Source organism: Nocardia amamiensis NBRC 102102 (assembly GCF_001612745.1).
GTDB lineage: Bacteria > Actinomycetota > Actinomycetes > Mycobacteriales > Mycobacteriaceae > Nocardia > Nocardia amamiensis.
On the sequence record NZ_BDBA01000162.1, the window covers coordinates 1 to 20,145 of the forward strand.

Below are 20,145 nucleotides of genomic sequence, written 5' to 3' on the forward strand. Positions count from 1 at the left end.
CCGCCAACCTGCCCGCAGCAACACTGCCACTGGAATCGTTATAGAAGAACAGTTCTCGCGCCATTTCGTTGACCTCCTCGATCGATAATGTGGCGGAACGCTCGACCGCGGGTCAGCCGAGTCCCGCATTCCCATCGTTGTTCGAGCAGAAGCGGAGTTCTTGAGTAGCGGACTACTCGGTTTGCTGCGACACCATGATCTCGGCCGCCCTGACCGTGGAATTCGATGACGTCGCGCCCATTGCGGAAGACCTCATTCTGCAATGGAAACTTGATGTCGGGCTGGCTTGGTCCGAGGCGGGCGGTCGTTGCGGAGGCGGCGATCGGGGCTACCCGGCTATTGCCTCCGGTAGGAGCTGTCACCGCTCTGATCGGCGAGGGCAAGGGCGGGGCGCAGCAACGATGCAGCGCTCGCGCCGAGCAGGGCTGTGAGCAGGATCATCGCCAGGAAGACCTGTCCGTGCATGCCGAGAATGAAAAGGGTCTGGTCGGCGAACTCGGGGTCGTGGGTGGCGGTATCGGGGAACAGCAGCGCGCCGGTCATCCCGAGCCAGGGGGTGGCGACAACCGCTGCAGCGCACAGCGTCCGGCCGGGTGTGTCCCGGCCGGGTCGCAGAGCGAGCGTCACACCGATGATGCCGAGCAGAACCGTCATCAACATGTATTGAGCGTCGTGGGAGTACTGAGCGACGAGCGGCGAGCCGGTCGCTGCGGCTGACGCGGTGCGCTGTCCATCCGTGCTGAGCGGCACGCTCCATACCCGCCCCTGGGCCCCGGACGAACACCGAGGTCGGCGAATGCGGGTTTGCGCTACCGGTAGGGCTGGGTGACCTCCGTCGGGAGGGGTTCACTCATCGTGACGCGCGAACCCGTCCAGGTGTAGGTGATCGACACGGGACCGCCCTGGGGTGCGGCGAACGGCTCGTCGGCGACCAACCATTTGTATTCGACGGTGACCGAGTTGCCGTTCGAGCCCGCCACGTGGGTGAAGGCATATGGCTCGGAAGTGGCTGTGCCCAGGTACTTTCCGTCATGGAAGAACAGCACGTGGATCGGGGCGCCCGCGGATATTCCACCCGCGGCGCGCACCCACAGCAGTTGTTCGCAGCTACCCGGCCGGTCCGCGGACGCGTGCTCGGCTACCCATCCGTTGCCCAGCCCGGCCAACGCGCTCTGCACACCCGCCGACGTGGGATCGATGCAGCGATCGGAGCTGCCGATACCCTCGGTCGAGGAGGGGGCGGTCACGGTCGTTACCGGCGCGGGCGGGTTGGGCTCTGCGGGCGGCCGGGTCACCGTAGGCGCCTGCGTTATCGCGGGTAGCCCGGGCACATCGGGCGCTTGGCTCGCTCCCGGACCCAGAGGTTCTGTGGGACCGGTCGCCCGCTGGGGAGTCGGCGCGGGCGCCGTGTCATCGATGCTGTTGCAGCCTGCAACCAGCGCCGCCGCAGCGACGACCAGTGCACCCATCCGAACTGCGTGGTTCATCGTGCCTCGATTCCGTTCCGGCCGTGCCATCGCACGCTCGCTTACTCCATCGGGGCGCCGCGCCGACTCGTTAGGCAAAAGTCCGCGACCCGCGCCCCCGGCTGCATCAAACCAACACTGTTGCAGGCCGATCGGTATCAGGCTCGGCGTCGTTCCGGTCACCGCCAGCCGGTTGCGAATTGCAGTGCCAGACTGGACGATCCGAGTGCAATGGCGAGGATGCCACCGAAGAGCAGGGGGCGGTATCCGGCGCTGCGCAGTCGCTGCCAGGTCAACGTGCTTCCGATGGCGGCGAGGACCGCGGCGATCAGCCGCCGCGCGCAGGCACGGCATCAGCCAGCCCGCGGCGAGTATGCGGATCAGCGCCTTGGAGCGGCGGCTGCGGCTGCTGGATCGCGGTCCGACCGGCTCGGCGCTCACCGACGCCGGACGCGCCGTCGTCGGGCATGCACGCGGGGTGCTGGAGGCCGCGCGGGCCTTCGGCGCAGGAGTCGCCGCACGCCACGCAGGTGCCACACCTGCGGATCGCCGCGTCGAAAACCATCGCCGACCACCGAATCCAGCACTGGCTCACCGCCTTGCGCACATCGTGTCCGGACGTGGCGGTGTCGCTCGAAGTCGACAACACGCGGCATGTCGACCAAATGGTCCGGAATGCGGAGGCCGACATCGGGTTCGTCGAGGGCCCGCACCCGCCGCCCGGCCTCGGCAGCCGGGTGCTCGGTGCGGACGAACTGGTCGTCGTGGTCGCGCCCGGTAATCCGTGGGCGCGTCGGCGTCGGCCGGTGACATTGCGCGAACTCGCCACCACACCGCAGCTAATGCCAAATGGTTTCGCCATCGCGTCGGTCATGCCGCGATGGTCAGCACCTCGGGTCCGTCGGGCGTGATCGCGACAGTGTGTTCGGAGTGGGCGGTGCGTGAGCCATCCGCCGACCGAATGGTCCAGCCATCGGGGTCGGTGACGATACGGTCGGTGGTGCGCGCGAACCAGGGTTCGATCGCGATGGTGAGTCCCGGGCGCAATCGGTAGCCGCGCCCCGGACGGCCATGGTTGGGCACATGCGGATCCTCGTGCATGGTGCGACCCAGGCCGTGGCCGCCGAACTCGGTGTTCACCGGGTAGCCGTAGTTCCGTGCCACGGCGGCGACGGCGGCGGAGATGTCGCCGATGCGGTTGCCCGGCACCGCGACGTCGATCGCAGCGGCGAGCGCCTCCTCGGTGGCGCGGACCAACTGCACATCCTCCGGCGCGGCGGTGCCGACCACGACGGTGGTAGCCGAATCCGCGACCCAGCCGTCGATTCCGACGGCGAGGTCCATGCTCAGCACGTCACCATCGCGCAGGGCGTAGTCGAACGGGAGCCCGTGCAGGACGGCATCGTTCACCGACAGGCAGACGGTGTTGCGGAACGGCCCGCGCCCGAACGACGGCGCATAGTCCCAGTAGCAGGACTCCGCACCGCGCTCGCGGATTCGCTCCCGGACATATGCCTCCAGCTCGAGCAGGTTCACCCCGACCCGCGCGCGTTCGCGTAATTCCGCCAGGACATCGGCGACGAACCGCCCCGCCACTCGCATCCGCGCGATCTCCGCGGGACTCTTCAACTCGACCATCGGTCCTCCAGTACGCCGGTATTTTAATACCACAGTAGCCGCACTGGTATTTAAATACCAATCAGCTCGCTTGCGGTATTTAAATACCGCCCGTAGCCTGGGCGAATGGTCCGTCTCCCACTGAGCCCCGCGCAGATCGACGCGGGCCGCCGCCTCGGCGCCGCCCTGCGCAGCGCGCGCGCCGACCGTGATCTCGGCGAAGTCGCACGGGCGGCGGGCATTTCGCCGGAGACACTGCGCAAGATCGAAACCGGCCGACTCCCCTCCCCCGCCTTCGGCACCGTCGTATCGCTCAGCCAGGTCCTGGCGCTCCCGCTCGACGACCTGGCGGATATCTGGCGCTCGGCCGGCCTGGCCGAATCTGCCTAACTCACCGTTTTCCGCTCGATCGCGATGCCGACGGACTTGTCGGCGCCGCGCAGCAGCTTGTGTCCGCGAATAGCGAGCTTGCCGATAAGTCCGTACTTGTCCGCGACCACGTCGCGCACCCGCTGCGTGCCGTCCGAGTCGAGGATCCGGGCGCTGCCCGCCAAGACCTCCTCGGACTTCGGGCGGCCTCGCCCGTCGCAGACCTGCAGCGTGACGTCCGGATTGCGGCGGACCCGCTTGACCTTCCACGTGTTCGGATTGGTCCAGACGACGATCCGGTCACCGTCCGGCGCCACCCAGACGGGCGTGCCGACCGGCGTTCCATCCTTCCTGAACGTCGTCAGCAGGACGTACTTGCTCTCACTCATCTCGTTCCACGTCATATCGGCAACGGTAGGCGCGTTGGTCCGCGGGGACATCCGACCGGGGAATGGTTCGTCGTTACGCGTCCGGACGCAGGACGCTCGGTACGGGGCGGCGGCGTCAGCGAGCCGCGCCGCTGCCCCGTTCCGGCCGTTATCCGCGATGGCGGCGGAAGAACATGCGCACGTCCGCCAGGAAAAGTTCCGGTTGCTCGGCCGCCGCGAAGTGCCCGCCCGCGGCGTACTCGGTGAAGTGCTCGATGTAGCCGTCCGGGTTCATCACCCGGCGCATCAGCGGGTGCGTGTTGAATACCGCCCAGCCCTGCGGCACGCCCGAGGGCGCGACCCAGTCCAACCCGGAATGCGCGGTCTCCCAGAGGAATTGAGCCGCCGAGGCGCCACTGCGAGTGAACCAGTAGATGCTGATGTTGGTCAGCAGCAGGTCACGGTCGACCGCCGCGTCCTCCGGCCGCGCCGGATCGGTCCACACCTGGAACTTCTCCGCGATCCAGCCGAGCTGCGCGATCGGCGAATCGGTGAGCGCGGCGGCGATCGCGTTCGGCTGGGTGTTCTGCAACACCAGGTATCCCTTCTGCTGCGCCCAATCCGCCCGCGCGGCCTCGATCTCGGCCAGTTCGTCAGCGGTGAGACCGTCCGGCATCGGGAGCTGCTCGCCCACCATCCCCAGCGTGCCCTGATCGCTGTTGACGTGCGTCGCGATAACCCGCTCCGGATACAGCGCGGCCAGCCGCCCCGTGACTCCGGCGCCGACATCGCCGCCCTGCGCCACGAACTTCTCGTACGCGAGCCTGCTCATCAACTCCGCGAACGCCTCTGTCGTACGCGCCAGCTCCCAGCCCGTCGACGCCAGCGGTGTGGAGAACCCGAACCCGGGCAGCGACGGGATCACCACATGAAACGCGTCCGCCGGATCACCGCCGTGCGACCGGGGATCGGTCAGCGGCCCGATCAGCTCCAGGAACTCCACCACCGACCCCGGGTAGCCGTGGGTGATCAACAGCGGAATCGCCTGCGGCTCAGGCGAGCGGACATGGAAGAAGTGGATGGTCTGCCCGTCGATCTCGGTGGTGAACTGGTCGTACGCGTTCAGCCGCGCCTCCTGCGCCCGCCAATCGAACTCATCGCGCCAGTACTCCGCCAGCTCCCCCAGGTATCGCGGCGTGATCCCCCGCCCCCAATCCCCCTCGGTACCCGGCACCACGTGCGGGAGGCGGGCTGAAGTCAGTCGCTGCCGCAAGTCATCGAGCTCGCTCTGCGGGATGTCGATACGGAATGGCCGGACCTGTGTCGTGTTCGTCATGGGAGCTACTCTGTCGACCATTGCGGAAGATTTACTTCCGCAATTCGAAAATTCGGCCAGATCCCCACGCCCAAGGGGCAGCGTGTTGATGCGCATTTCTACATGTCTGCATGCCGACTTTCTTCCATGACGGCCCACGCCGCGCATGATCACGGCAGCCCACGCTATGAGCGGATGTCCGAAATCCCATCCGGTACTACGATCACGGTCGCACCAAATCGCTCCCCCACGCGCCAGGCAAGCCAAACGAAACCGTGTCGAACACCGCCCAGTGCCCGCCGACCGGCGGTGACCCGCGATGACCGCTCCGATCCCGCGGTGGCTCGGCGGTGTCGTGTTCACTCCCGGCCTGATGGCCTTCACCGGCGATATCGGTGATGCCGCGGCACATTCCCACGCCGCGGTGCAGGTACTGCTGGTCACCGGCGGCGAAGTCACCCTCACCGACGTCAGCGGAGCCGTCGGCCGTGCCGACCTCGCGATCATCCCGCCCGGCGTGCGCCATGAAGTCCGGGCGACGCCAGGGACCGCCGGATTTGTGGCGTACCTCGACCCCGCCAGTACGGCTGGACGCGCCGCCGTCGCCCGGCTGGCCGGGCGACCTGCCGATCGGGTGGACAGCTGGATCGCGGGAGCGGTCCCGAGCCGACCCAGCCGCCCGTCACCGGCCCCGGCGCTTCCGTTGCCTCGGCGGGCCACGCATCCGGTGGTGCTCGCCGCTATGAGGCTGGCCGATGCCAGCCCGGTCGGGCCACCCACTCTCGGAGAGTTGGCCCACCGGGTCGCGATGTCGCCCAGTCGCCTGTCGCACTTGTTCGCCGCCGAGGTCGGACTTCCCTATGCGTCGTGGCGGCGCTGGACGCGGCTGCACCGCGCCATCGATCAGGTCCGCGCGGGGCGTTCGCTGACCGAGGCCGCGCACGCCGCCGGGTTCGCCGACAGCGCGCACCTCACGCGAACCTGCCGTGACCTGTTCGGAATCACGCCCACCGACGCCTTGGTGGCCACCGGGTGGCGTGGGGCGCCGGGCTGAAACACCGGTCAGGTCAGCCGATTTCTTCAAGCACACGCCTGCCCTCTACGGCGAGGCTCGAGAACATGATCACGTTCATCCAACCGGCCGTCCGCTACGGCTACGCGCCCGTAATGCTGCTCGGCATCAACGGCCTGGGCGTCGCCCTGGCCGCGTCCGGCGCGAACAAGCTCTGGCTGCTCGTCCTGCTCATCGCCGCGATCGCGTTGTCGTTCGCCGCCGAACGCGTGCTGCCCTACGAATCGACCTGGAACGAGTCCCACGGGGATTCCGGTCGCGACACCGCGCATGTCTTCGTCAACGAAACACTCATCCTGGCCAGCGTGGCCACCATCCCCGTACTCGCCGCATTGCTACCGGGCGACGGAATCTGGCCTGCGACATTGCCTTTCGCCGTCCAGGTGCTGATCGCCATCCTGTTCGCCGATCTCGGTATCACCCTCACCCACTACGCCAGCCACAAGGTCGGTGTGCTGTGGCGCTTCCACGCCGTGCACCACAGCGTCAAACGCTTCTACGGCTTCAACGGCCTGATGAAACACCCGCTGCACCAGACGATCGAAATGACCGCAGGCGTCACCCCGCTGCTGCTGCTCGGCATTCCCGTGCCGGTCGCCGCATCGCTGTCCCTCGCCGTCGCCGTGCAGTTGCTGCTGCAGCATTCCAATGCCGACTACCGCGTCGGCCCGCTGAAGCACGTGCTGGCCCTCAACGAAGGCCACCGCTTCCACCACCTCAAATGGGCGGGCATCGGCGACGTCAACTTCGGACTGTTCACCCTGCTCTGGGACCACCTGTTGCGCACCCACAGCTACGATCCGGCGCGCCGCTTCAGCAGCGACGACCTCGGGATGGCCGCCAAACCCGACTACCCGGTCGCCTACCTCGCCCAGCTCGCCGAACCGTTCACCGCGCACGGCGGCTGCCAGTTCAGCACCGCCGACGTCCCAGCCATAGCAGTCCCTGCCCGATCCGCCGACCCCAGCCGATCGGGCTCCAGTCGTCAGACAGCTTGACCGCCACCGACTACGCCGGTCCCGCTCGGAAACCGGCTTCGCCGAAGCCTTGCTGGGCGGGACCGGCCGGGGTCTCCCATCCCAGGCATCTCCTGTTACAACAGCGTGGGCACAGCGCCCGATACCCCGTATCCGATCATTGGTGGAGAGGTGTCGCCTTTTCGCTTGTGCCCAGCGGGATTCGGGCAATGACCTGCCAGGAGTACGAGTGCTGCCGACGTTCGAGCAAGACCATCACTACCTCGGTGACAGTCACATCGGCCCGGTAGGCGGTTGTGCTCGGTCTTGCGACTGCCGCAGCGGAGTCCGCATCGGAAAGCTTCTCGGCATCGGGATAGGCGATCGTGACATGAGGATCGGACTGCGACGCCTTCACAGATGCTTCGGGATAGGCAGCCAACGTCGCTGATCGGATCGTGTTCTGAAGGTTTCGCACTCGCCAGGTAGGCGAGACGTCGAGCACTACGGCACCGCGAATGCTCCGCAGATGCTCGAATGAGATATCAAAGGGCGCCGCATCCCGACAGGCCAGTACTGCGGCGTTCCTGATCGGATCGAGTTGCTCCGGTGCGACTGAGCCAACGTAGGCGATCCTGTCCAATGTCAGGTGCAGGCTATCGGGAGGCGTTAGGTGGTAGTGCGGCAGGCTGATCGACGTTTGGCATTCCTTCACCAGCGCCAGCAGTTCCGGTGACTGCTCGAAGGTCAGGAACCAGTAGTAGCCGAGCACGCCGGAACGGCCCTCAACGTGTCGCACCTCCTGAGACCCTTCGCCGACCTTCACGCTACCCATGTTGTTCATCGGAACGGTTCATAGTCTCGAGAGCGTCGCTCACAGCCGCGAGTTGCGGCAGCTTCCCCCATCGGGCGGTAGCGTCACGAACGAATTCCGATGCCCGGCGTCTGACCTGCATCATCGGTTTGCCTGCCGAGATGTCGAGCGCGTCGATCATGAGTGCCGCAGCGTAGTCCAAATCGGCTGCCTTCGACAGCACGCGCGCACGGGCCAGGTCGATCATCACGAGAGCGCGACCCCACGGCGAATTGGAATCACTCACCTCCGGCAGCGCAATCCGAACATAGTGTTCAACGCTGTCCGGCATCATCAATGAGACATACGCGGTCGCCGCGTTCCCAGCCACCTGTGCCGGGCTGTAGCTGCCCAGCGACACGCTGGATGGAACTCCCGCCGGTGCGTGGTTACGCGACATGAGCTCGTAGGCTTTCTCGACGGCCCGATGGACACCGTCGGCGTCACCGAGCCTTCCCAGCGCCCGAGCGACGCCGTTGATCATCAGCCGCACACTCTGCGGTCCAGATTGCGCGTGGCTGAGACCATCTTGTGCCACTCGCACTGCCTCACCGTACCGCCCCGAGTAGTACTCACAGAAGCTTTGCATGCCGCGAGCCCAGGCCATAAGGTTCGGGTCCTGCGCGAAGTCGCCGAGTTGGAATGACTCCGAGCAATATGCGCGGGCCAAGCGGAAATCCCCGCGCCCGGCCGCGATGTAGCCGAGCAACCCCGATGTCTGGCTTGCGATTTCGAAGATCTGGCGCCGTTGATCAGGATGGTTGCACTCAGCGAGGAGCGCGTCGACCCACCGCCGTTGCCTTACAAGGCCCGGAATGAGGGAAGACGGATCGATTATCTCGTACTGGGCAATGCTCGCGAGCGTGTTGTGGTGAATCTGGTCAACGATTTCGGGGTTGATCGACCTGCTCAACCGATGAACGCGTCTGAGGACATCGACCAGGTCTTCGAATCCTGCTTGGCCGCCACCTCGCGGCAAATTCCCCGCGTCGGCAACTACGACATCCGCCGCGTCGGTATCGGACGGCAACCGAAGCCGACGTTCCTCTCTCCGCAGCACACGCTCGAAGCTGCACGAGCCATCGGTGGCGCCGTTCGTCGGCCCTGCCTGTGGGCGGCAACTCGCCGCTTCACCAGTGGCGATGGGGAACCGGGGCGGCTTTTCATGCCGCTTCCGCCATACCCCTTCCCCCTCCGCAACGATCTGCTCGAACCGTTCCCGATCCTCTGAGGTTGCCCGCTGCTGGTAGGTGGTATCGAGTATCGCTTGTGTACCCGACCGCGGCCTCACCGCGCTGAGCCCAGTCCGCCAGTTGGTGATCGTGGTGGTCTCCACCCCCAGCAGAGCTGCGAACTCGCGGACCGACTTGCGCATGGCCTCCTGCAGGGCAGCCGCTTCAAAGCCTGTCCATTCCCGCGCTCGCACCATCGCCCCACCTACGTTTTTACGCCTGACCTGGGCAAATACCTACGGTACGCACACACTACCCCACCGCCGCGCGGTTACGCCCGAAACCGCCTGCGCGCCAAGGTCGAAAGCGGTACCCGGCACCGGGCCGACGCCGTAACCCCGCACGGCGCATCAGCCCGCCAGAGTGGCGGGCCGGTGGCGAGAGCCCCCGGTGTCGGGTACCGCCTGAACCCCTGCTGCTCCGGATCGGAGAGAAGCGCTGCGCGATGCCCACCAGTTCCCTTGCCATGTACCAACTCGTCGCAATGTGCGATGAAGCCGCACATCAGGCGCCGAGCGTGCCGTTCACCATCTCGCAAGCACACACGGTGATGCGGTATCACGTGGCATGCCGGGCAAAACGCTGCCCGCGCAAAGCCGCCGCGCTCCAGACCCTGGTCGAGGCGGGCAGGGTGGTGCCGTCCACGACAAAGCCGCGGTGATCCAGATGACCGCGATCCGGCACATCCATATCGAATCCGGCCCGTTGATCCTGGACTACCAAGCCGGCGCGGAACAAGCCCAGCACATCGCCGACGCGCTGGCGGGCACACTCTCCGGTCTGGAGCTAACGGTCACCGTTGATGACGATGTGCGCGCCGATCTGCCACCGCTGCCATGCGCCGAGCTGTGGGACTGACCCTTTGGAGCACAAGACGTTCGTGCAGGCGGACGGCCTGCTGGCCGAGTTCATGTGCGAGGTCCACCTGATGGGACTGACCGTGGAACGCGCGCGGGAGCTGCGATGCATACACCGCCAGCACCCACCGGACGAGTGCGTGGTTCACCTCGAGGCCGCGTATCTGCTGCTGGTCGCGGATGACTTATGAGCGATGCCGTCGTCGTTCCTGTGCGTCTACCCGGAATATTGCGTCGAATAGCACATTGGGGTTCAGGAACATGGGTCCTACGGCGCCCGGCTGGCCCGCACGCCGATATCCCAGCCCGCCGCCACGCGTCGCGACGTGTGCGTGGCGGAAATTGTGGGCGGACGCTGATAGAACGTGAGTATGGCTGATCAGACCCGGTTTGCTCGGCTGGCGCTCGACCAAGTGGCGGCCGAGCTGGACCAGACCGCCTTTCGAGGTGGCTACCTCACCGCGGAGCGTATGCGGTTTCTTGCGACAAAGGTCCGCGAGGCGGGCCAGGTGTATGAGAAAGAAATGGAAGCGGGAAAGAACCCCGCAGCATTCATTTCACCGCCAGCCGGTGACGAATTGCAGTGCTAGACCGGATGAGCCGAGTGCTATAGCGAGGATGCCACCGAAGACCAAGGGGCGGTAGCCAGAGCTGCGTAGTCGTTGCCAGGTCAGCGTGGTTCCGATGGCGGCCAGGACCGCGGCGATCAGCCACGCGCTGACGTTACCGAGCGGGGCTGTCCAGGATGTCGGAACAAGCCCTGCGCCCGCGATCACGGAGGCGGCGAGGAACAGCACAACGAAGGGCGGAATGCTACGCCACAGTGGTGTATTCGTGGCGTCGGCATCGTGCCGCATTCCCAGATGCAATCCGATGCACATGGGCACGATTGCCAGACTGCGCACCAGTTTGACGATGACGGCGAAATGCGCCGCGGCGGAGCCGAAGGTTACGCCCGCGGCGAGCACCGAGGACGTGTCGTTGATGGCGGTACCCGCCCACAGCCCGAATGCCTCTTGGGATAGGCCGAGTAGGTGACCCAGGGACGGATAGACGAGAACGGCAACGAGATTGAAAACGAAGATGGTGCCGAGCGCATAGGCGACGCGATCGCGGTCGGGTTTGATGACCGCGGTGGCCGCGGCGATCGCGGAGGCTCCGCAGATGGTGGTGCCCACCGCCACCAGGATGGCCGATTCCCGATCGAGGGCGAGCAGCCGGCCGACGACGAGCGCGGCCAGCGCGCCGACGAGCAGGGTTCCGACCAGCACGATCGCGGTCCGACGGCCCACATCGACCACCGCCGCGACCGGCAGGGCGAGACCGAGCAGAACGATGGCCGTCCCGAGCAGGTGTCGCTGGGTCGCCGCGAGTCCGGGAGCGAAACGCTCGTCTCGAATTCGCCGTGCGAATACGCCGAACACCGCGCCGCCGAGCAATGCGAGCACAGGCGCGCCGACGACAGGCAGCACCGTACCCACGAGGGTTGCGACAGCGGCGAGGACCGCCGCGACGAAAAGACCGGGGCCGTACCGGCGAAGAGCTGTCATCTTCTAGACGATCGCGACCGGTGAACAGTCGCGGTAGCCGTCACGAGCGCAGCACCTCATAAGCCGCGCTGATGGGGTGAGGATGCCGCGGGATCGTCGGATGCGCATAATCTGCCCATGACGCTGCCGCCGGGGACACCTGATCTGGAGGTGCTCGATCTGCTCGTCTCCGTCGCGGAGCTGGGCAGTCTCGGCGCGGCCGCACGCAGGCACGGCATCAGCCAGCCCGCGGCGAGCATGCGGATCAGTGCCTTGGAGCGACGGCTCCGGTTACGGTTGCTGGATCGCGGTCCGACCGGTTCGGCGCTCACCGACACCGGACGCATCGTGGTGGGGCACGCACAGGGCGTGCTGGAGGCCGCGCGTGCCTTCGGCGCCGGGGTCGCCGCCTTGCACGCCGCTCAGATACCGCGCCTGCGGATCGCCGCCTCCAAGACTATCGCCGACCACCGGATACCTCAGTGGCTCACCGCCCTGCGCGCCTCGTGTCCGGATGTGGCGGTCTCCGTCGAAGTGGACAACACCCGGCATGTCGCGGAACTGGTTCGCAATGCCGAGGCCGACATCGGTTTCGTCGAGGGCCCGCACCCACCACCCGGCCTCGGCAGCCTGGTGCTCGGCGCGGACGAACTGGTCGTCGTGGTCGCGCCCGGGCATCCGTGGGCGCGCCGCCGCCGTCCGGTGACATTGCGTGAACTCGCCGTCACGCCGTTGCTGTGGCGCGAGCCGGGATCGGGAACCCGCGACACGGTGTGGGAGATCCTGGGTGCGGAATGCCAGCCTGCGCGACCCGCCGCCGAGCTTGGCTCGGCCGCGGCGATCGTCGCCTCGGCCCGCGCCGGTGCCGCGCCCGCGGTGCTGAGCCGGTTGATCGCGGCACCGGAGCTGGCCAGTGGAGCCCTCGCGGAGGTGCGGATGGCGGACTCCGTCGTGCTCACGAGGCAGTTCCGCGCGATCTGGCGCCGCCAGGCGCCCCCGTCGGGACCGGCGGAAATCCTTGCCCGGTACGCCGCCGGTGGCGCGGGCGCCTGGTGATACTCCCGTTGCGCAGAGCATTTCCGCAGGTAGAGGGGTTACGGAAAAATCGATAACTGGCGTAACCATTCGGTAATTGCGCGAAACGTCGCACGTAACGATCTGTTTCCAGCATTTGCCCCATGACAGCCAGGACGCACCAGGGCCACCCACCCGGGACCGGTAACCGGGATCTGGGGACCACGCGGCGCACGGCGCCGGCCCGCCGGATCAGGGACATCCTGCGGGCACGAATCCGCAGCGGTGTCTACGGCAACCGGCCGTTGCCATCAGAAGCACAGCTGGCCGCGGACTTCGGCACCAGCCGCAACATCGTGCGCGACGCACTGGCGCTGCTGCGCGACGAGGGCCTCGTGGACCGGGTTCCCGGTGCGGGCACCTTTGTCGTCGCGGACAAGGCGGTCCAGGGTCTCGATCGCCTCCGCGGCCTCGCCGAAACCTTCGAGACCGGCAGCGACCGGGTGGTGAACCGGGTCCTGCTCGCCGAGGTGGTGCCCGCGACGCCCATCGTCGCCGAACGGCTGGAACTGGAACCGGCCACACCGGTGGTTGTGCTGGAGCGCATCCGCTACCTGGACGGCGCACCGCTGTCGCTGGACGCCAGCTATCTCACCGCCGACGTCGGCGCGCCGCTGCTGCAACTCGATCTCACCGGCTGCGACGTATTCGGACTGCTGGAAGCCGAACTCGGACTGCCGCTGGGCTCCGCCGCCGTCTCGATCGAGGCGGTCGCCGCCGATCCGACCGTCGCGGGACTGCTCGAGGTGCGGCCGGGATCACCACTGCTGTTCCTGGAGCGCCTCACCTACACCGATTCCGGCAGGCCCATCGATCTCGAGTACGTCCGCTATCGCGGTGACCGTTTCTCGCTGTCGGGCCGCCTGCACCGCACACCGGTCACGCCGAACCGCGGCGCGGCCGGACCGAACGAAAGGGGCTGATCCGAGATGACCATGCCGATCCCACCGGTCGCACAGCGCCGGGAACTGAGTTGCGATGTGCTCGTCGTCGGCGGCGGCACCGCGGGAACGATGGCGGCGCTCACCGCGGCGCGGCACGGCGCGAACGTCCTGCTGCTGGAAAAGGCCCACGTCCGGCATTCGGGTGCGCTGGCGATGGGCATGGACGGGGTGAACAACGCCGTCGTGCCCGGCAAGGCGAGCCCGGAGGACTACGTCGCCGACATCACCGTCGCCAACGACGGAATCGTCAACCAGCGCACCGTGTATCAGACCGCGACCCGCGGTTTCGACATGGTGCAGCGGCTGGAGGGCTACGGGGTCAAGTTCGAGAAGGACGAGCACGGCGAGTACGCCGTCCGCAAGGTGCACCGGTCCGGCAGTTACGTGCTGCCGATGCCGGAGGGCCGGGATGTGAAAAAGGTGCTCTATCGCACACTGCGCGCCCGGGACGTCCGCGCGAAGGTGACGATCAGCAACCGGGTGATGCCGGTAAGGGTGCTCACGGTAGCGGGGCGCGCTGTCGGTGCGGTCGGGTTCGACACACGCACCGGGGAATTCGTCACGATCTCGGCGGGAGCGGTGATCTTGGCCACCGGCGCGTGCGGCCGCCTCGGCCTGCCCGCCAGCGGCTATCTCTACGGCACCTACGAGAACCCGACGAACGCGGGCGACGGCTACGCGATGGCCTACCACGCGGGCGCCGAGCTGTCGGGCATCGAATGTTTCCAGATAAACCCGCTGATCAAGGATTACAACGGCCCGGCGTGCGCGTATGTCGCCAATCCCTTCGGCGGCTATCAGGTCAACGCCGAGGGCAACCGCTTCGTCGACTGCGACTATTGGTCCGGCCAGATGATGGCGGAGGTCAAGCGGGAGCTCGACAGCGCGCGCGGACCGATCTACCTCAAGCTCAGCCACCTGCCCGATGCCACCATCCGGCAGATCGAGGGCATCCTGCACACCACCGAGCGGCCGACCCGCGGCACGTTCCACGCCGGTCGCGGCACCGATTACCGCACCAGCGACATCGAGATGCACATCTCCGAGATCGGTTTGTGCAGTGGGCATTCCGCCTCCGGCGTGTGGGTCGACGAGCATGCCGCGACGACCGTGCCCGGCCTGTACGCCGCCGGTGACATGGCGCTGGTGCCACACAACTACATGATCGGGGCCTTCGTCTACGGCGATATCGCGGGCGAGAACGCCAGTGGATACGCACGCGGCGCGGCGCGGCCCGCGCTCCCGGAGGATCAGATCGAAGCCGCGCACGCGCTGATCTACCGTCCGCTGAGCAATCCGGATGGACCACCGCAGCAGCAAGTCGAGTACAAGCTGCGCCGGTTCGTGAACGACTATCTCCAGCCACCCAAATCGCAGAGCTATCTGACCCTCGGACTGGAGGCGTTCGACCGGATGCACGACGACATCGCGCAGATGGGCGGCCACACCCCGCATGAACTCATGCGCTGTGCGGAGGTGACGTTCATCCGGGATTGCGCGGAGATGGCCGCCCGGGCGTCACTGCGGCGCACCGAAAGCCGCTGGGGGCTCTATCACCAGCGCGCCGACCGGCCGGAACGCGACGACGCCGAGTGGTTCTGCCACCTCAATCTGTTCCGCGGGGAGACCGGCGACATGCAGTTCCGGACGCGGCCGGTGGCGCCGTACATCGTCCCGGTGCCCGGATTCGTCCGGCCCGACGGTGTCGCGGACGTCGCCGCGCCGGAACTGGTCGGCGCGTGGGGTGCGCGGTGAGCGCGCGACTGCTCGAGCTGATGGATCTGGCCGAGGAATGTCCCGAGCTCGACGAACTGCGCCCCTTCCTCACCGACGCCGATCCCGAAGTGCGCCGAACGGCCCTGTCGGTGCTCAGTGAGACCACCGAGGAGTGGACCGAGTCCGCTCCGCTGATCGCCGCCGGACTGGCCGATCCGGACATGACCGTGCGGCATGCCGCGATCGGCTTGCTGACCGAACTGCTCGAGGTACTCGTCGCCGGACCCGAGTTCGACGCGGCACTGCGCGCCGGTGTGACCGCGGACGAGCCCGCGGTGCGGTCGGCCGCGATCGAAGCGCTGTGGCGGCATCGCCGCACCGACGCGGCCGAACTGTCGGGCTGGCTCGCCGACCCCGACGTCGAGGTGCGCCGGACCGTCGTGAGCGGCTTGACCTCGGTCGACGCGCTCGACGAGCTGGCCGCCGCGGCGGCGGATCCGGACCCGCTGGTCCGGATCGCGGCGGCGAAAGGCGTTGCGGCAGTCGGTGATCCACGGGGTGCTGCGACATTGATCGATTTGGCGGGCGACCCCGACCCCCTGGTCCGTGCGGCCGCCCTGACCGGTCTGGCGCAGACCGGCTGCGGCGACAGCGCGGCCTCCGTCGCCGCGGCGGCGATCACCGACCCGGCCTGGCAGGTACGCCAGGGCGCGGCGATCGCGCTGTCGGCCGCCGACCCCGAATCCGCCGCGCCGCATCTCATCGCCGCGGTCACCGACGACAACCTCGATGTCCGCAAGGCCGCCGTTCGCGCCCTCGCCGAACGGATCGCCGAATACCCCGAGGTCACCGCCGCCCTCCAGACCGCACTGGAAGACCCGGACGCCGATGTCCGCGCCTTCGCCCGCATCGGCATAGCCAATTCTCGGAAGGAACACTGATGGCCCAGGTCAACACCCGAATCGACGTGCCGGTCACGGTCGACGAGCAGAAATGCATCGACGGCTGCACGCTGTGCGTCGACATGTGCCCGCTGGACTCGCTCGCGATCCACCCGGACACCGGCAAGGCGTACATGCACGTGGACGAATGCTGGTACTGCGGACCGTGCGCGGCGCGCTGCCCGGTCGGGGCCGTGACCGTCAACATCCCGTATCTGCTGCGCTGATCGCCGGACGGAGAGCAACGAGATGAGGACAGCACGCATGACCGCACGGCGCACCGCGACACTGATTCTGGCGATCGCCACCGCCGCGACCCTGGTCTCGGGCTGCGGCTCGGCCGACGACGGCAACACCGTCACCGTGAACATCGGCTACCAATCCAAGACCATCAACACCGTTACTGCGGGCACGCTGCTACGTGATCGCGGCACGTTCGAGGCGAAGCTCGCCGAACTCGGCAAGGCCAAAGGCGTCAGCTACCGGGTCGAATGGAAGGACTTCGCGTCCGGGCCACCGCTGACCGCGCAGATGCTGGCCGGGCAGGTGGACATCGGATCGATGGGCGATGCGCCCATCCTGGTGAACGGGTCGAAGACTCGTGAGCACGCGGATGTGAAATCCGAACTGATCGCGGTCACCGGCTACAACTTGCGCGGCTCGCTGAATCAGATTGTCGTGCCCCGGAATTCCCCGGCCGCGACCTTGAGCGACCTGCGTGGCAAGGTCGTCTCGACCAGCGTCGGCTCCGCCGCGCACGGCATGCTGGTCACCGGGCTGTCCGCCGCCGGGATGGAGATCCAAGACGTGCAACTGCTCGGCCAGGACCCGCCGGTCGGCGCGTCGGCGTTGCAGGGTGACCAGGCGGCGGCGCTGGCCCAGTTCGTGCCGTGGCCGCAGAAGCTCGTCTTCGACGGCAAAGCGCGGTTGCTCTACGACGGTGGCAGCGCAGGCATCCCGACCTTCCACGCCGTCGTCGCGAACGAACGATTCGGCGAGCGCAATCCCGACATCGTCACCGCGTTCCTCGCCGCGCAGCGCGAGACCACCGACTACATCAACAAGCATCCACTGGCCGCAGCCCAGCGCGTCGCCGAACTCACGGGCATTCCGGCGGAGGTCGTCTACCTCTACAACGGCCCCAACGGGTTGGTGAGTTTCGACCAGACCGTCAAACAGCCTCTGGTCGACGCCCTCGCGAAACTGCTGCCTTTTCTCAAGGGGCTCGGCGCTGTCGCCGACCTGAACCTCGGCGAGTTCATCGACGACAAGTACGTGCGCGCACTCTACGGCGGCGACTACGAGGCGCAGCGTGCGAGCACCACCTCGCCGAGTCCGCTGACCGGCACCGATGCGGTGTGCGGCGGCGTGGTGAGCAACCCGGCCACCGCGTCCGAGGTGTGGTTCGCCGGACAGGACAGCACGATGGCGAGCCGGACGCCGACCTGCCTGCTGCGCCAGATCGCCCAGCAGGGAGGTGAAGTCCGGATGGCCTACGTGCCCGACACCGTGACCGGCACGCGCATCTTCGCCACTGCTGCCACATGGGTGAGCGATCCGGCCGCCGGGCCGGACGATCGGATGCTGCCCTTCGCCGTCGAGGCGGACGCGAAAGCTTATGCGGGCAGTCATCCCGGCAGCTCGATTCTCGACTACGCCGCAGCGTTGCAGGCACGCTAGCCCTTACCCGATCGAGATCAGGAGACTCGACATGACGGTATCCGCGGAACCGATTCCCGTAATCCAGACAACGATTCCCGCATCCGGAGCAACCGAGCGGACCGACGCGCGTCCGGTGCGGGTGCGCCTACCGCGCCGAGTGCGCGCCGCACTGCTGACCGCGGCGCCGCTGGCGGCCCTGGTACTGCTCTGGTACCTGCTCACCGCCAATCAGGTGGTGTTCTGGCTGCGATTCGACAAGATCCCGACCCCCGCGGAGGTGCTCGAATCCTTCCGCACGCAACTCGCCACCGCCGCCTACTACGGCAACATCCTGTCTAGCACGCGGCGCATCATGGTCGGGTTCGGGCTCGCCACCGTCAGCGGCGTGCTGGTCGGCATGGCCATCGGCCGGTCGAGGCTGGTCAGCGCCCTGGTGCGCCCGGTACTCGAGGTCTTCCGGCCGATTCCGGCGATCGCGTTGGTGCCCTTGGCGATTCTGCTGTTCCCGACCGGCGAGCAGGGCATCGTGTTCATCACGTTCTTCGCGGCGTTCTTCCCGGTGGCGGTCAGCACGATCCACGCGATGCACGCGCTGCCGAAAGTCTGGGAAGAGGCGGCCCGCACGCTCGGCGCACGCCGCTGGGAAATTCTGTTCCGGATCGCGCTGCCCGGTGCGCTGCCCGGCATCTTCTCCGGATTGTCCGTGGCCATGGGTGTGGCCTGGATCTGCGTGATCAGTGCCGAGATGATCTCCGGACAGTTCGGCATCGGCTACTTCACCTGGCAGTCCTACGGGCTGCTCGACTACGCGAGCGTTGTGGTCGGCATGCTGTCGATCGGCCTGCTCGGCTGGGCGACAGCATGGCTGGTCGAGCTGACGGGTCGCCGGGTCAACCGCTGGCTGCCGAGGGCCGTCCGATGAGCGCCGGGGCCGCCGTGCGAATGCACGGACTGCGGATCGCCTACGGCGACAGCATCGCGGCGGAGGTCGACCTGGAGATCGATCCCGGCGAGATCGTGGTCCTGCTCGGGCCTTCCGGATGCGGCAAGTCGACGATTCTGCGCGCGATGGCGGGTCTGCTCGACCCCGTGGCCGGAACCGCAGAGGTGGATGAGCAGGACGTCGGCGCCGCCGGGGTGCAGTGCGCGATGGTGTTCCAGGAGGACGCGTTGCTGCCGTGGCGCACCGCGCGCAAAAACGTGGAGTTCGCGTTGCGGCTGCGTGGGGTGCCGCGCAGGACTCGACGCGACGAGGCGCTCGCGCTGCTGGATCAGGTGGGCCTGAACGGGTTCGGCGATCACCTTCCTGGCGCGCTGTCCGGCGGAATGCGGCAGCGGGTGCAGCTGGCGCGTACCTTGGCCGCGCAACCGCGCGTGCTGTTGATGGACGAGCCGTTCGGCGCGCTGGACGCGCAGACCCGCGCCGATATGCAACGCCTGCTGATCTCGGTGTGGCAGCAGAACAAGACCACCATCCTGTTCGTCACCCACGACGTCGACGAGGCGCTGCTGCTGGCCGACCGGATCGTGCTGCTGACACCACGCCCGGCACGCATCCAGCGCGTCATCGCGATCGACAATCCGCGGGCGCCGGGCGCGCGGTTCGAACCCGAATTCGCCCGCAGGCGATACGAGATCCTGGCCGCCCTCGGCGAGACGGACGAGACCGACGAGCCCGTCGGCGTGGCCGCCGCGGCGAGCGCGGACAAGTGAGGAGCACACCATGACCTTCGTCATCGGCGCGCCTTGCGTCGACATCATGGACCGGGCCTGTGTGGAGGAGTGCCCGGTGGACTGCATCTATGTCGGTGGCCGGATGGCCTACATCCACCCCGCCGAATGCGTGGACTGCGGCGCGTGCGAGCCGGTGTGCCCGGTGGAGGCGATCTACCTGGACGCCGACGTGCCCGCCGACCAGCGGCAGTTCGTCACGGAGAATGCCCGGTTCTTCGCCGAACCGCTGCCGGGCCGCACCGAAGCCCTGGGATCTCCCGGCAGCGCGGCCAAAGCCGGTGAGCTGGGCGTGGACACCCCCTTCGTGCAGGCGCTGGCGAAATGACCGGTGCGAGAGGTCCACTGCGCGTGGCGATCGTGGGCGCCGGACCGGCCGGGATCTACGCCGCCGACGCGTTGATGAAGGCGTTGCCGGGTCGCTGCGCGGGCTCCGCTCCTGG

Annotated in this window: 22 protein-coding genes and 2 pseudogenes; 16 read left to right on the plus strand and 8 right to left on the minus strand. The window is 67.5% G+C overall.

What is annotated here, in order from left to right; genetic code table 11:
* Positions 1-336: 336 nt before the first annotated feature.
* Together NA4_RS26580 and NA4_RS40795 are read right to left on the minus strand one after the other, a co-directional pair.
* Positions 337-660 carry a hypothetical protein gene (locus NA4_RS26580; RefSeq protein WP_174552996.1) on the minus strand — a complete coding sequence of 108 codons (324 nt, stop codon included), beginning with the start codon at positions 658-660 and terminating at the stop codon, positions 337-339.
* A 149-nt stretch (positions 661-809) separates the two neighbouring features.
* A complete protein-coding gene (locus tag NA4_RS40795; RefSeq protein ID WP_169811126.1) occupies positions 810-1,487 on the minus strand; it encodes an LppP/LprE family lipoprotein in 678 nt (225 codons plus the stop codon).
* A gap of 310 nt (positions 1,488-1,797) precedes the next feature.
* Between NA4_RS40795 and NA4_RS26595 the strand changes: the two are divergent.
* Positions 1,798-2,311 (plus strand): annotated as a pseudogene (locus NA4_RS26595) (LysR substrate-binding domain-containing protein); the annotation flags it as partial.
* Between the two features lie 25 nt (positions 2,312-2,336).
* On the opposite strand, the gene map reads toward NA4_RS26595, so the two are convergent.
* Complete coding sequence (gene map, locus NA4_RS26600; protein WP_067475710.1) at positions 2,337-3,104, minus strand: type I methionyl aminopeptidase; 768 nt, start codon at positions 3,102-3,104, stop codon at positions 2,337-2,339.
* A 105-nt stretch (positions 3,105-3,209) separates the two neighbouring features.
* On the opposite strand from map, the gene NA4_RS26605 reads away from it, so the two are divergent.
* Positions 3,210-3,473 (plus strand): helix-turn-helix transcriptional regulator, encoded by a 264-nt coding sequence (locus tag NA4_RS26605; protein ID WP_067475714.1) that lies wholly within the window; start codon positions 3,210-3,212, stop codon positions 3,471-3,473.
* On the opposite strand, the gene NA4_RS26610 is transcribed toward NA4_RS26605, so the two are convergent.
* Positions 3,470-3,856 (minus strand): PPOX class F420-dependent oxidoreductase, encoded by a 387-nt coding sequence (locus NA4_RS26610; RefSeq protein WP_067475717.1) that lies wholly within the window; start codon positions 3,854-3,856, stop codon positions 3,470-3,472. The two genes, NA4_RS26605 and NA4_RS26610, sit on opposite strands and share 4 nt — an antisense overlap.
* A gap of 133 nt (positions 3,857-3,989) precedes the next feature.
* On the minus strand, positions 3,990-5,156 hold the full coding sequence (locus NA4_RS26615) for an epoxide hydrolase family protein (protein ID WP_067475721.1): 1,167 nt from the start codon (positions 5,154-5,156) through the stop codon (positions 3,990-3,992).
* A gap of 298 nt (positions 5,157-5,454) precedes the next feature.
* On the opposite strand from NA4_RS26615, the gene NA4_RS26620 reads away from it, so the two are divergent.
* Together NA4_RS26620 and NA4_RS26625 are read left to right on the plus strand one after the other, a co-directional pair.
* Entirely contained in the window at positions 5,455-6,189 is a 735-nt protein-coding gene (locus tag NA4_RS26620) for a helix-turn-helix transcriptional regulator (RefSeq protein WP_067475725.1), read from the plus strand.
* A 65-nt stretch (positions 6,190-6,254) separates the two neighbouring features.
* The gene (locus NA4_RS26625; protein WP_067475728.1) at positions 6,255-7,205 is read left to right on the plus strand and encodes a sterol desaturase family protein; all 951 of its coding nucleotides are present in this window, start codon (positions 6,255-6,257) and stop codon (positions 7,203-7,205) included.
* Positions 7,206-7,341: 136 nt separating this feature from the next.
* Here NA4_RS26625 and NA4_RS26630 read toward each other — a convergent pair whose 3' ends face one another.
* Together NA4_RS26630 and NA4_RS40800 are read right to left on the minus strand one after the other, a co-directional pair.
* Positions 7,342-8,007, minus strand: a complete 666-nt coding sequence (locus NA4_RS26630; RefSeq protein ID WP_084497465.1) for a 2'-5' RNA ligase family protein — start codon at positions 8,005-8,007, stop codon at positions 7,342-7,344.
* Positions 7,991-9,445, minus strand: a complete 1,455-nt coding sequence (locus NA4_RS40800; RefSeq protein ID WP_157129319.1) for an NsdA family TPR-like regulatory protein — start codon at positions 9,443-9,445, stop codon at positions 7,991-7,993. Before NA4_RS40800 ends, NA4_RS26630 begins: the two co-directional genes overlap by 17 nt.
* Positions 9,446-9,693: 248 nt before the next feature.
* On the opposite strand from NA4_RS40800, the gene NA4_RS26645 reads away from it, so the two are divergent.
* The 4 genes from NA4_RS26645 to NA4_RS26660 all read left to right on the plus strand — a co-directional run bounded on the left by NA4_RS26645 (position 9,694) and on the right by NA4_RS26660 (position 10,695).
* Positions 9,694-9,909 (plus strand): hypothetical protein, encoded by a 216-nt coding sequence (locus NA4_RS26645; protein ID WP_067475741.1) that lies wholly within the window; start codon positions 9,694-9,696, stop codon positions 9,907-9,909.
* A 5-nt stretch (positions 9,910-9,914) separates the two neighbouring features.
* Entirely contained in the window at positions 9,915-10,106 is a 192-nt protein-coding gene (locus tag NA4_RS26650) for a hypothetical protein (RefSeq protein WP_157129320.1), read from the plus strand.
* A 4-nt stretch (positions 10,107-10,110) separates the two neighbouring features.
* On the plus strand, positions 10,111-10,296 hold the full coding sequence (locus NA4_RS26655) for a hypothetical protein (protein ID WP_245671604.1): 186 nt from the start codon (positions 10,111-10,113) through the stop codon (positions 10,294-10,296).
* 180 nt (positions 10,297-10,476) lie between these two features.
* On the plus strand, positions 10,477-10,695 hold the full coding sequence (locus NA4_RS26660) for a hypothetical protein (RefSeq protein ID WP_067475752.1): 219 nt from the start codon (positions 10,477-10,479) through the stop codon (positions 10,693-10,695).
* On the opposite strand, the gene NA4_RS26665 is transcribed toward NA4_RS26660, so the two are convergent.
* On the minus strand, positions 10,663-11,655 hold the full coding sequence (locus tag NA4_RS26665; RefSeq protein ID WP_067475759.1) for a YeiH family protein: 993 nt from the start codon (positions 11,653-11,655) through the stop codon (positions 10,663-10,665). The two genes, NA4_RS26660 and NA4_RS26665, sit on opposite strands and share 33 nt — an antisense overlap.
* Positions 11,656-11,772: 117 nt before the next feature.
* Here NA4_RS26665 and NA4_RS26670 point away from each other — a divergent pair, with 117 nt between their 5' ends.
* The 8 genes and pseudogenes from NA4_RS26670 (at position 11,773) to fdxA (ending at position 20,030) form a co-directional block, all read left to right on the plus strand.
* Positions 11,773-12,690, plus strand: a complete 918-nt coding sequence (locus NA4_RS26670) for a LysR substrate-binding domain-containing protein (RefSeq protein ID WP_067475762.1) — start codon at positions 11,773-11,775, stop codon at positions 12,688-12,690.
* 122 nt (positions 12,691-12,812) lie between these two features.
* On the plus strand, positions 12,813-13,631 hold the full coding sequence (locus NA4_RS26675; protein WP_084497466.1) for a GntR family transcriptional regulator: 819 nt from the start codon (positions 12,813-12,815) through the stop codon (positions 13,629-13,631).
* A gap of 12 nt (positions 13,632-13,643) precedes the next feature.
* A pseudogene (locus NA4_RS26680) lies at positions 13,644-16,309 on the plus strand (fumarate reductase/succinate dehydrogenase flavoprotein subunit).
* Positions 16,309-16,536, plus strand: a complete 228-nt coding sequence (locus tag NA4_RS26685; protein WP_067475765.1) for a 4Fe-4S dicluster domain-containing protein — start codon at positions 16,309-16,311, stop codon at positions 16,534-16,536. The pseudogene NA4_RS26680 and the gene NA4_RS26685 overlap by 1 nt, the downstream one beginning before the upstream one ends.
* Before the next feature lie 37 nt (positions 16,537-16,573).
* Positions 16,574-17,989 (plus strand): ABC transporter substrate-binding protein, encoded by a 1,416-nt coding sequence (locus NA4_RS26690; RefSeq protein ID WP_245671605.1) that lies wholly within the window; start codon positions 16,574-16,576, stop codon positions 17,987-17,989.
* Positions 17,990-18,020: 31 nt separating this feature from the next.
* A complete protein-coding gene (locus NA4_RS26695; RefSeq protein ID WP_084497467.1) occupies positions 18,021-18,893 on the plus strand; it encodes an ABC transporter permease in 873 nt (290 codons plus the stop codon).
* Positions 18,890-19,684 carry an ABC transporter ATP-binding protein gene (locus tag NA4_RS26700; protein WP_067475773.1) on the plus strand — a complete coding sequence of 265 codons (795 nt, stop codon included), beginning with the start codon at positions 18,890-18,892 and terminating at the stop codon, positions 19,682-19,684. The genes NA4_RS26695 and NA4_RS26700 overlap by 4 nt, the downstream gene beginning before the upstream one ends.
* Before the next feature lie 10 nt (positions 19,685-19,694).
* Positions 19,695-20,030, plus strand: a complete 336-nt coding sequence (fdxA, locus tag NA4_RS26705; RefSeq protein ID WP_067475776.1) for a ferredoxin — start codon at positions 19,695-19,697, stop codon at positions 20,028-20,030.
* Positions 20,031-20,145: the final 115 nt, after the last annotated feature.

Bases quoted from the DNA above. Each gene is read 5' to 3' on its own strand.
- NA4_RS26580 (WP_174552996.1), bottom strand. From the start codon at position 660: ATGTTGATGACGGTTCTGCTCGGCATCATCGGTGTGACGCTCGCTCTG.
- NA4_RS40795 (WP_169811126.1), bottom strand. From the start codon at position 1,487: ATGAACCACGCAGTTCGGATGGGTGCACTGGTCGTCGCTGCGGCGGCG.
- map (WP_067475710.1), bottom strand. From the start codon at position 3,104: ATGGTCGAGTTGAAGAGTCCCGCGGAGATCGCGCGGATGCGAGTGGCG.
- NA4_RS26605 (WP_067475714.1), top strand. From the start codon at position 3,210: ATGGTCCGTCTCCCACTGAGCCCCGCGCAGATCGACGCGGGCCGCCGC.
- NA4_RS26610 (WP_067475717.1), bottom strand. From the start codon at position 3,856: ATGACGTGGAACGAGATGAGTGAGAGCAAGTACGTCCTGCTGACGACG.
- NA4_RS26615 (WP_067475721.1), bottom strand. From the start codon at position 5,156: ATGACGAACACGACACAGGTCCGGCCATTCCGTATCGACATCCCGCAG.
- NA4_RS26620 (WP_067475725.1), top strand. From the start codon at position 5,455: ATGACCGCTCCGATCCCGCGGTGGCTCGGCGGTGTCGTGTTCACTCCC.
- NA4_RS26625 (WP_067475728.1), top strand. From the start codon at position 6,255: ATGATCACGTTCATCCAACCGGCCGTCCGCTACGGCTACGCGCCCGTA.
- NA4_RS26630 (WP_084497465.1), bottom strand. From the start codon at position 8,007: ATGAACAACATGGGTAGCGTGAAGGTCGGCGAAGGGTCTCAGGAGGTG.
- NA4_RS40800 (WP_157129319.1), bottom strand. From the start codon at position 9,445: ATGGTGCGAGCGCGGGAATGGACAGGCTTTGAAGCGGCTGCCCTGCAG.
- NA4_RS26645 (WP_067475741.1), top strand. From the start codon at position 9,694: ATGCCCACCAGTTCCCTTGCCATGTACCAACTCGTCGCAATGTGCGAT.
- NA4_RS26650 (WP_157129320.1), top strand. From the start codon at position 9,915: ATGACCGCGATCCGGCACATCCATATCGAATCCGGCCCGTTGATCCTG.
- NA4_RS26660 (WP_067475752.1), top strand. From the start codon at position 10,477: ATGGCTGATCAGACCCGGTTTGCTCGGCTGGCGCTCGACCAAGTGGCG.
- NA4_RS26665 (WP_067475759.1), bottom strand. From the start codon at position 11,655: ATGACAGCTCTTCGCCGGTACGGCCCCGGTCTTTTCGTCGCGGCGGTC.
- NA4_RS26670 (WP_067475762.1), top strand. From the start codon at position 11,773: ATGACGCTGCCGCCGGGGACACCTGATCTGGAGGTGCTCGATCTGCTC.
- NA4_RS26675 (WP_084497466.1), top strand. From the start codon at position 12,813: ATGACAGCCAGGACGCACCAGGGCCACCCACCCGGGACCGGTAACCGG.
- NA4_RS26685 (WP_067475765.1), top strand. From the start codon at position 16,309: ATGGCCCAGGTCAACACCCGAATCGACGTGCCGGTCACGGTCGACGAG.
- NA4_RS26690 (WP_245671605.1), top strand. From the start codon at position 16,574: ATGACCGCACGGCGCACCGCGACACTGATTCTGGCGATCGCCACCGCC.
- NA4_RS26695 (WP_084497467.1), top strand. From the start codon at position 18,021: ATGACGGTATCCGCGGAACCGATTCCCGTAATCCAGACAACGATTCCC.
- NA4_RS26700 (WP_067475773.1), top strand. From the start codon at position 18,890: ATGAGCGCCGGGGCCGCCGTGCGAATGCACGGACTGCGGATCGCCTAC.
- fdxA (WP_067475776.1), top strand. From the start codon at position 19,695: ATGACCTTCGTCATCGGCGCGCCTTGCGTCGACATCATGGACCGGGCC.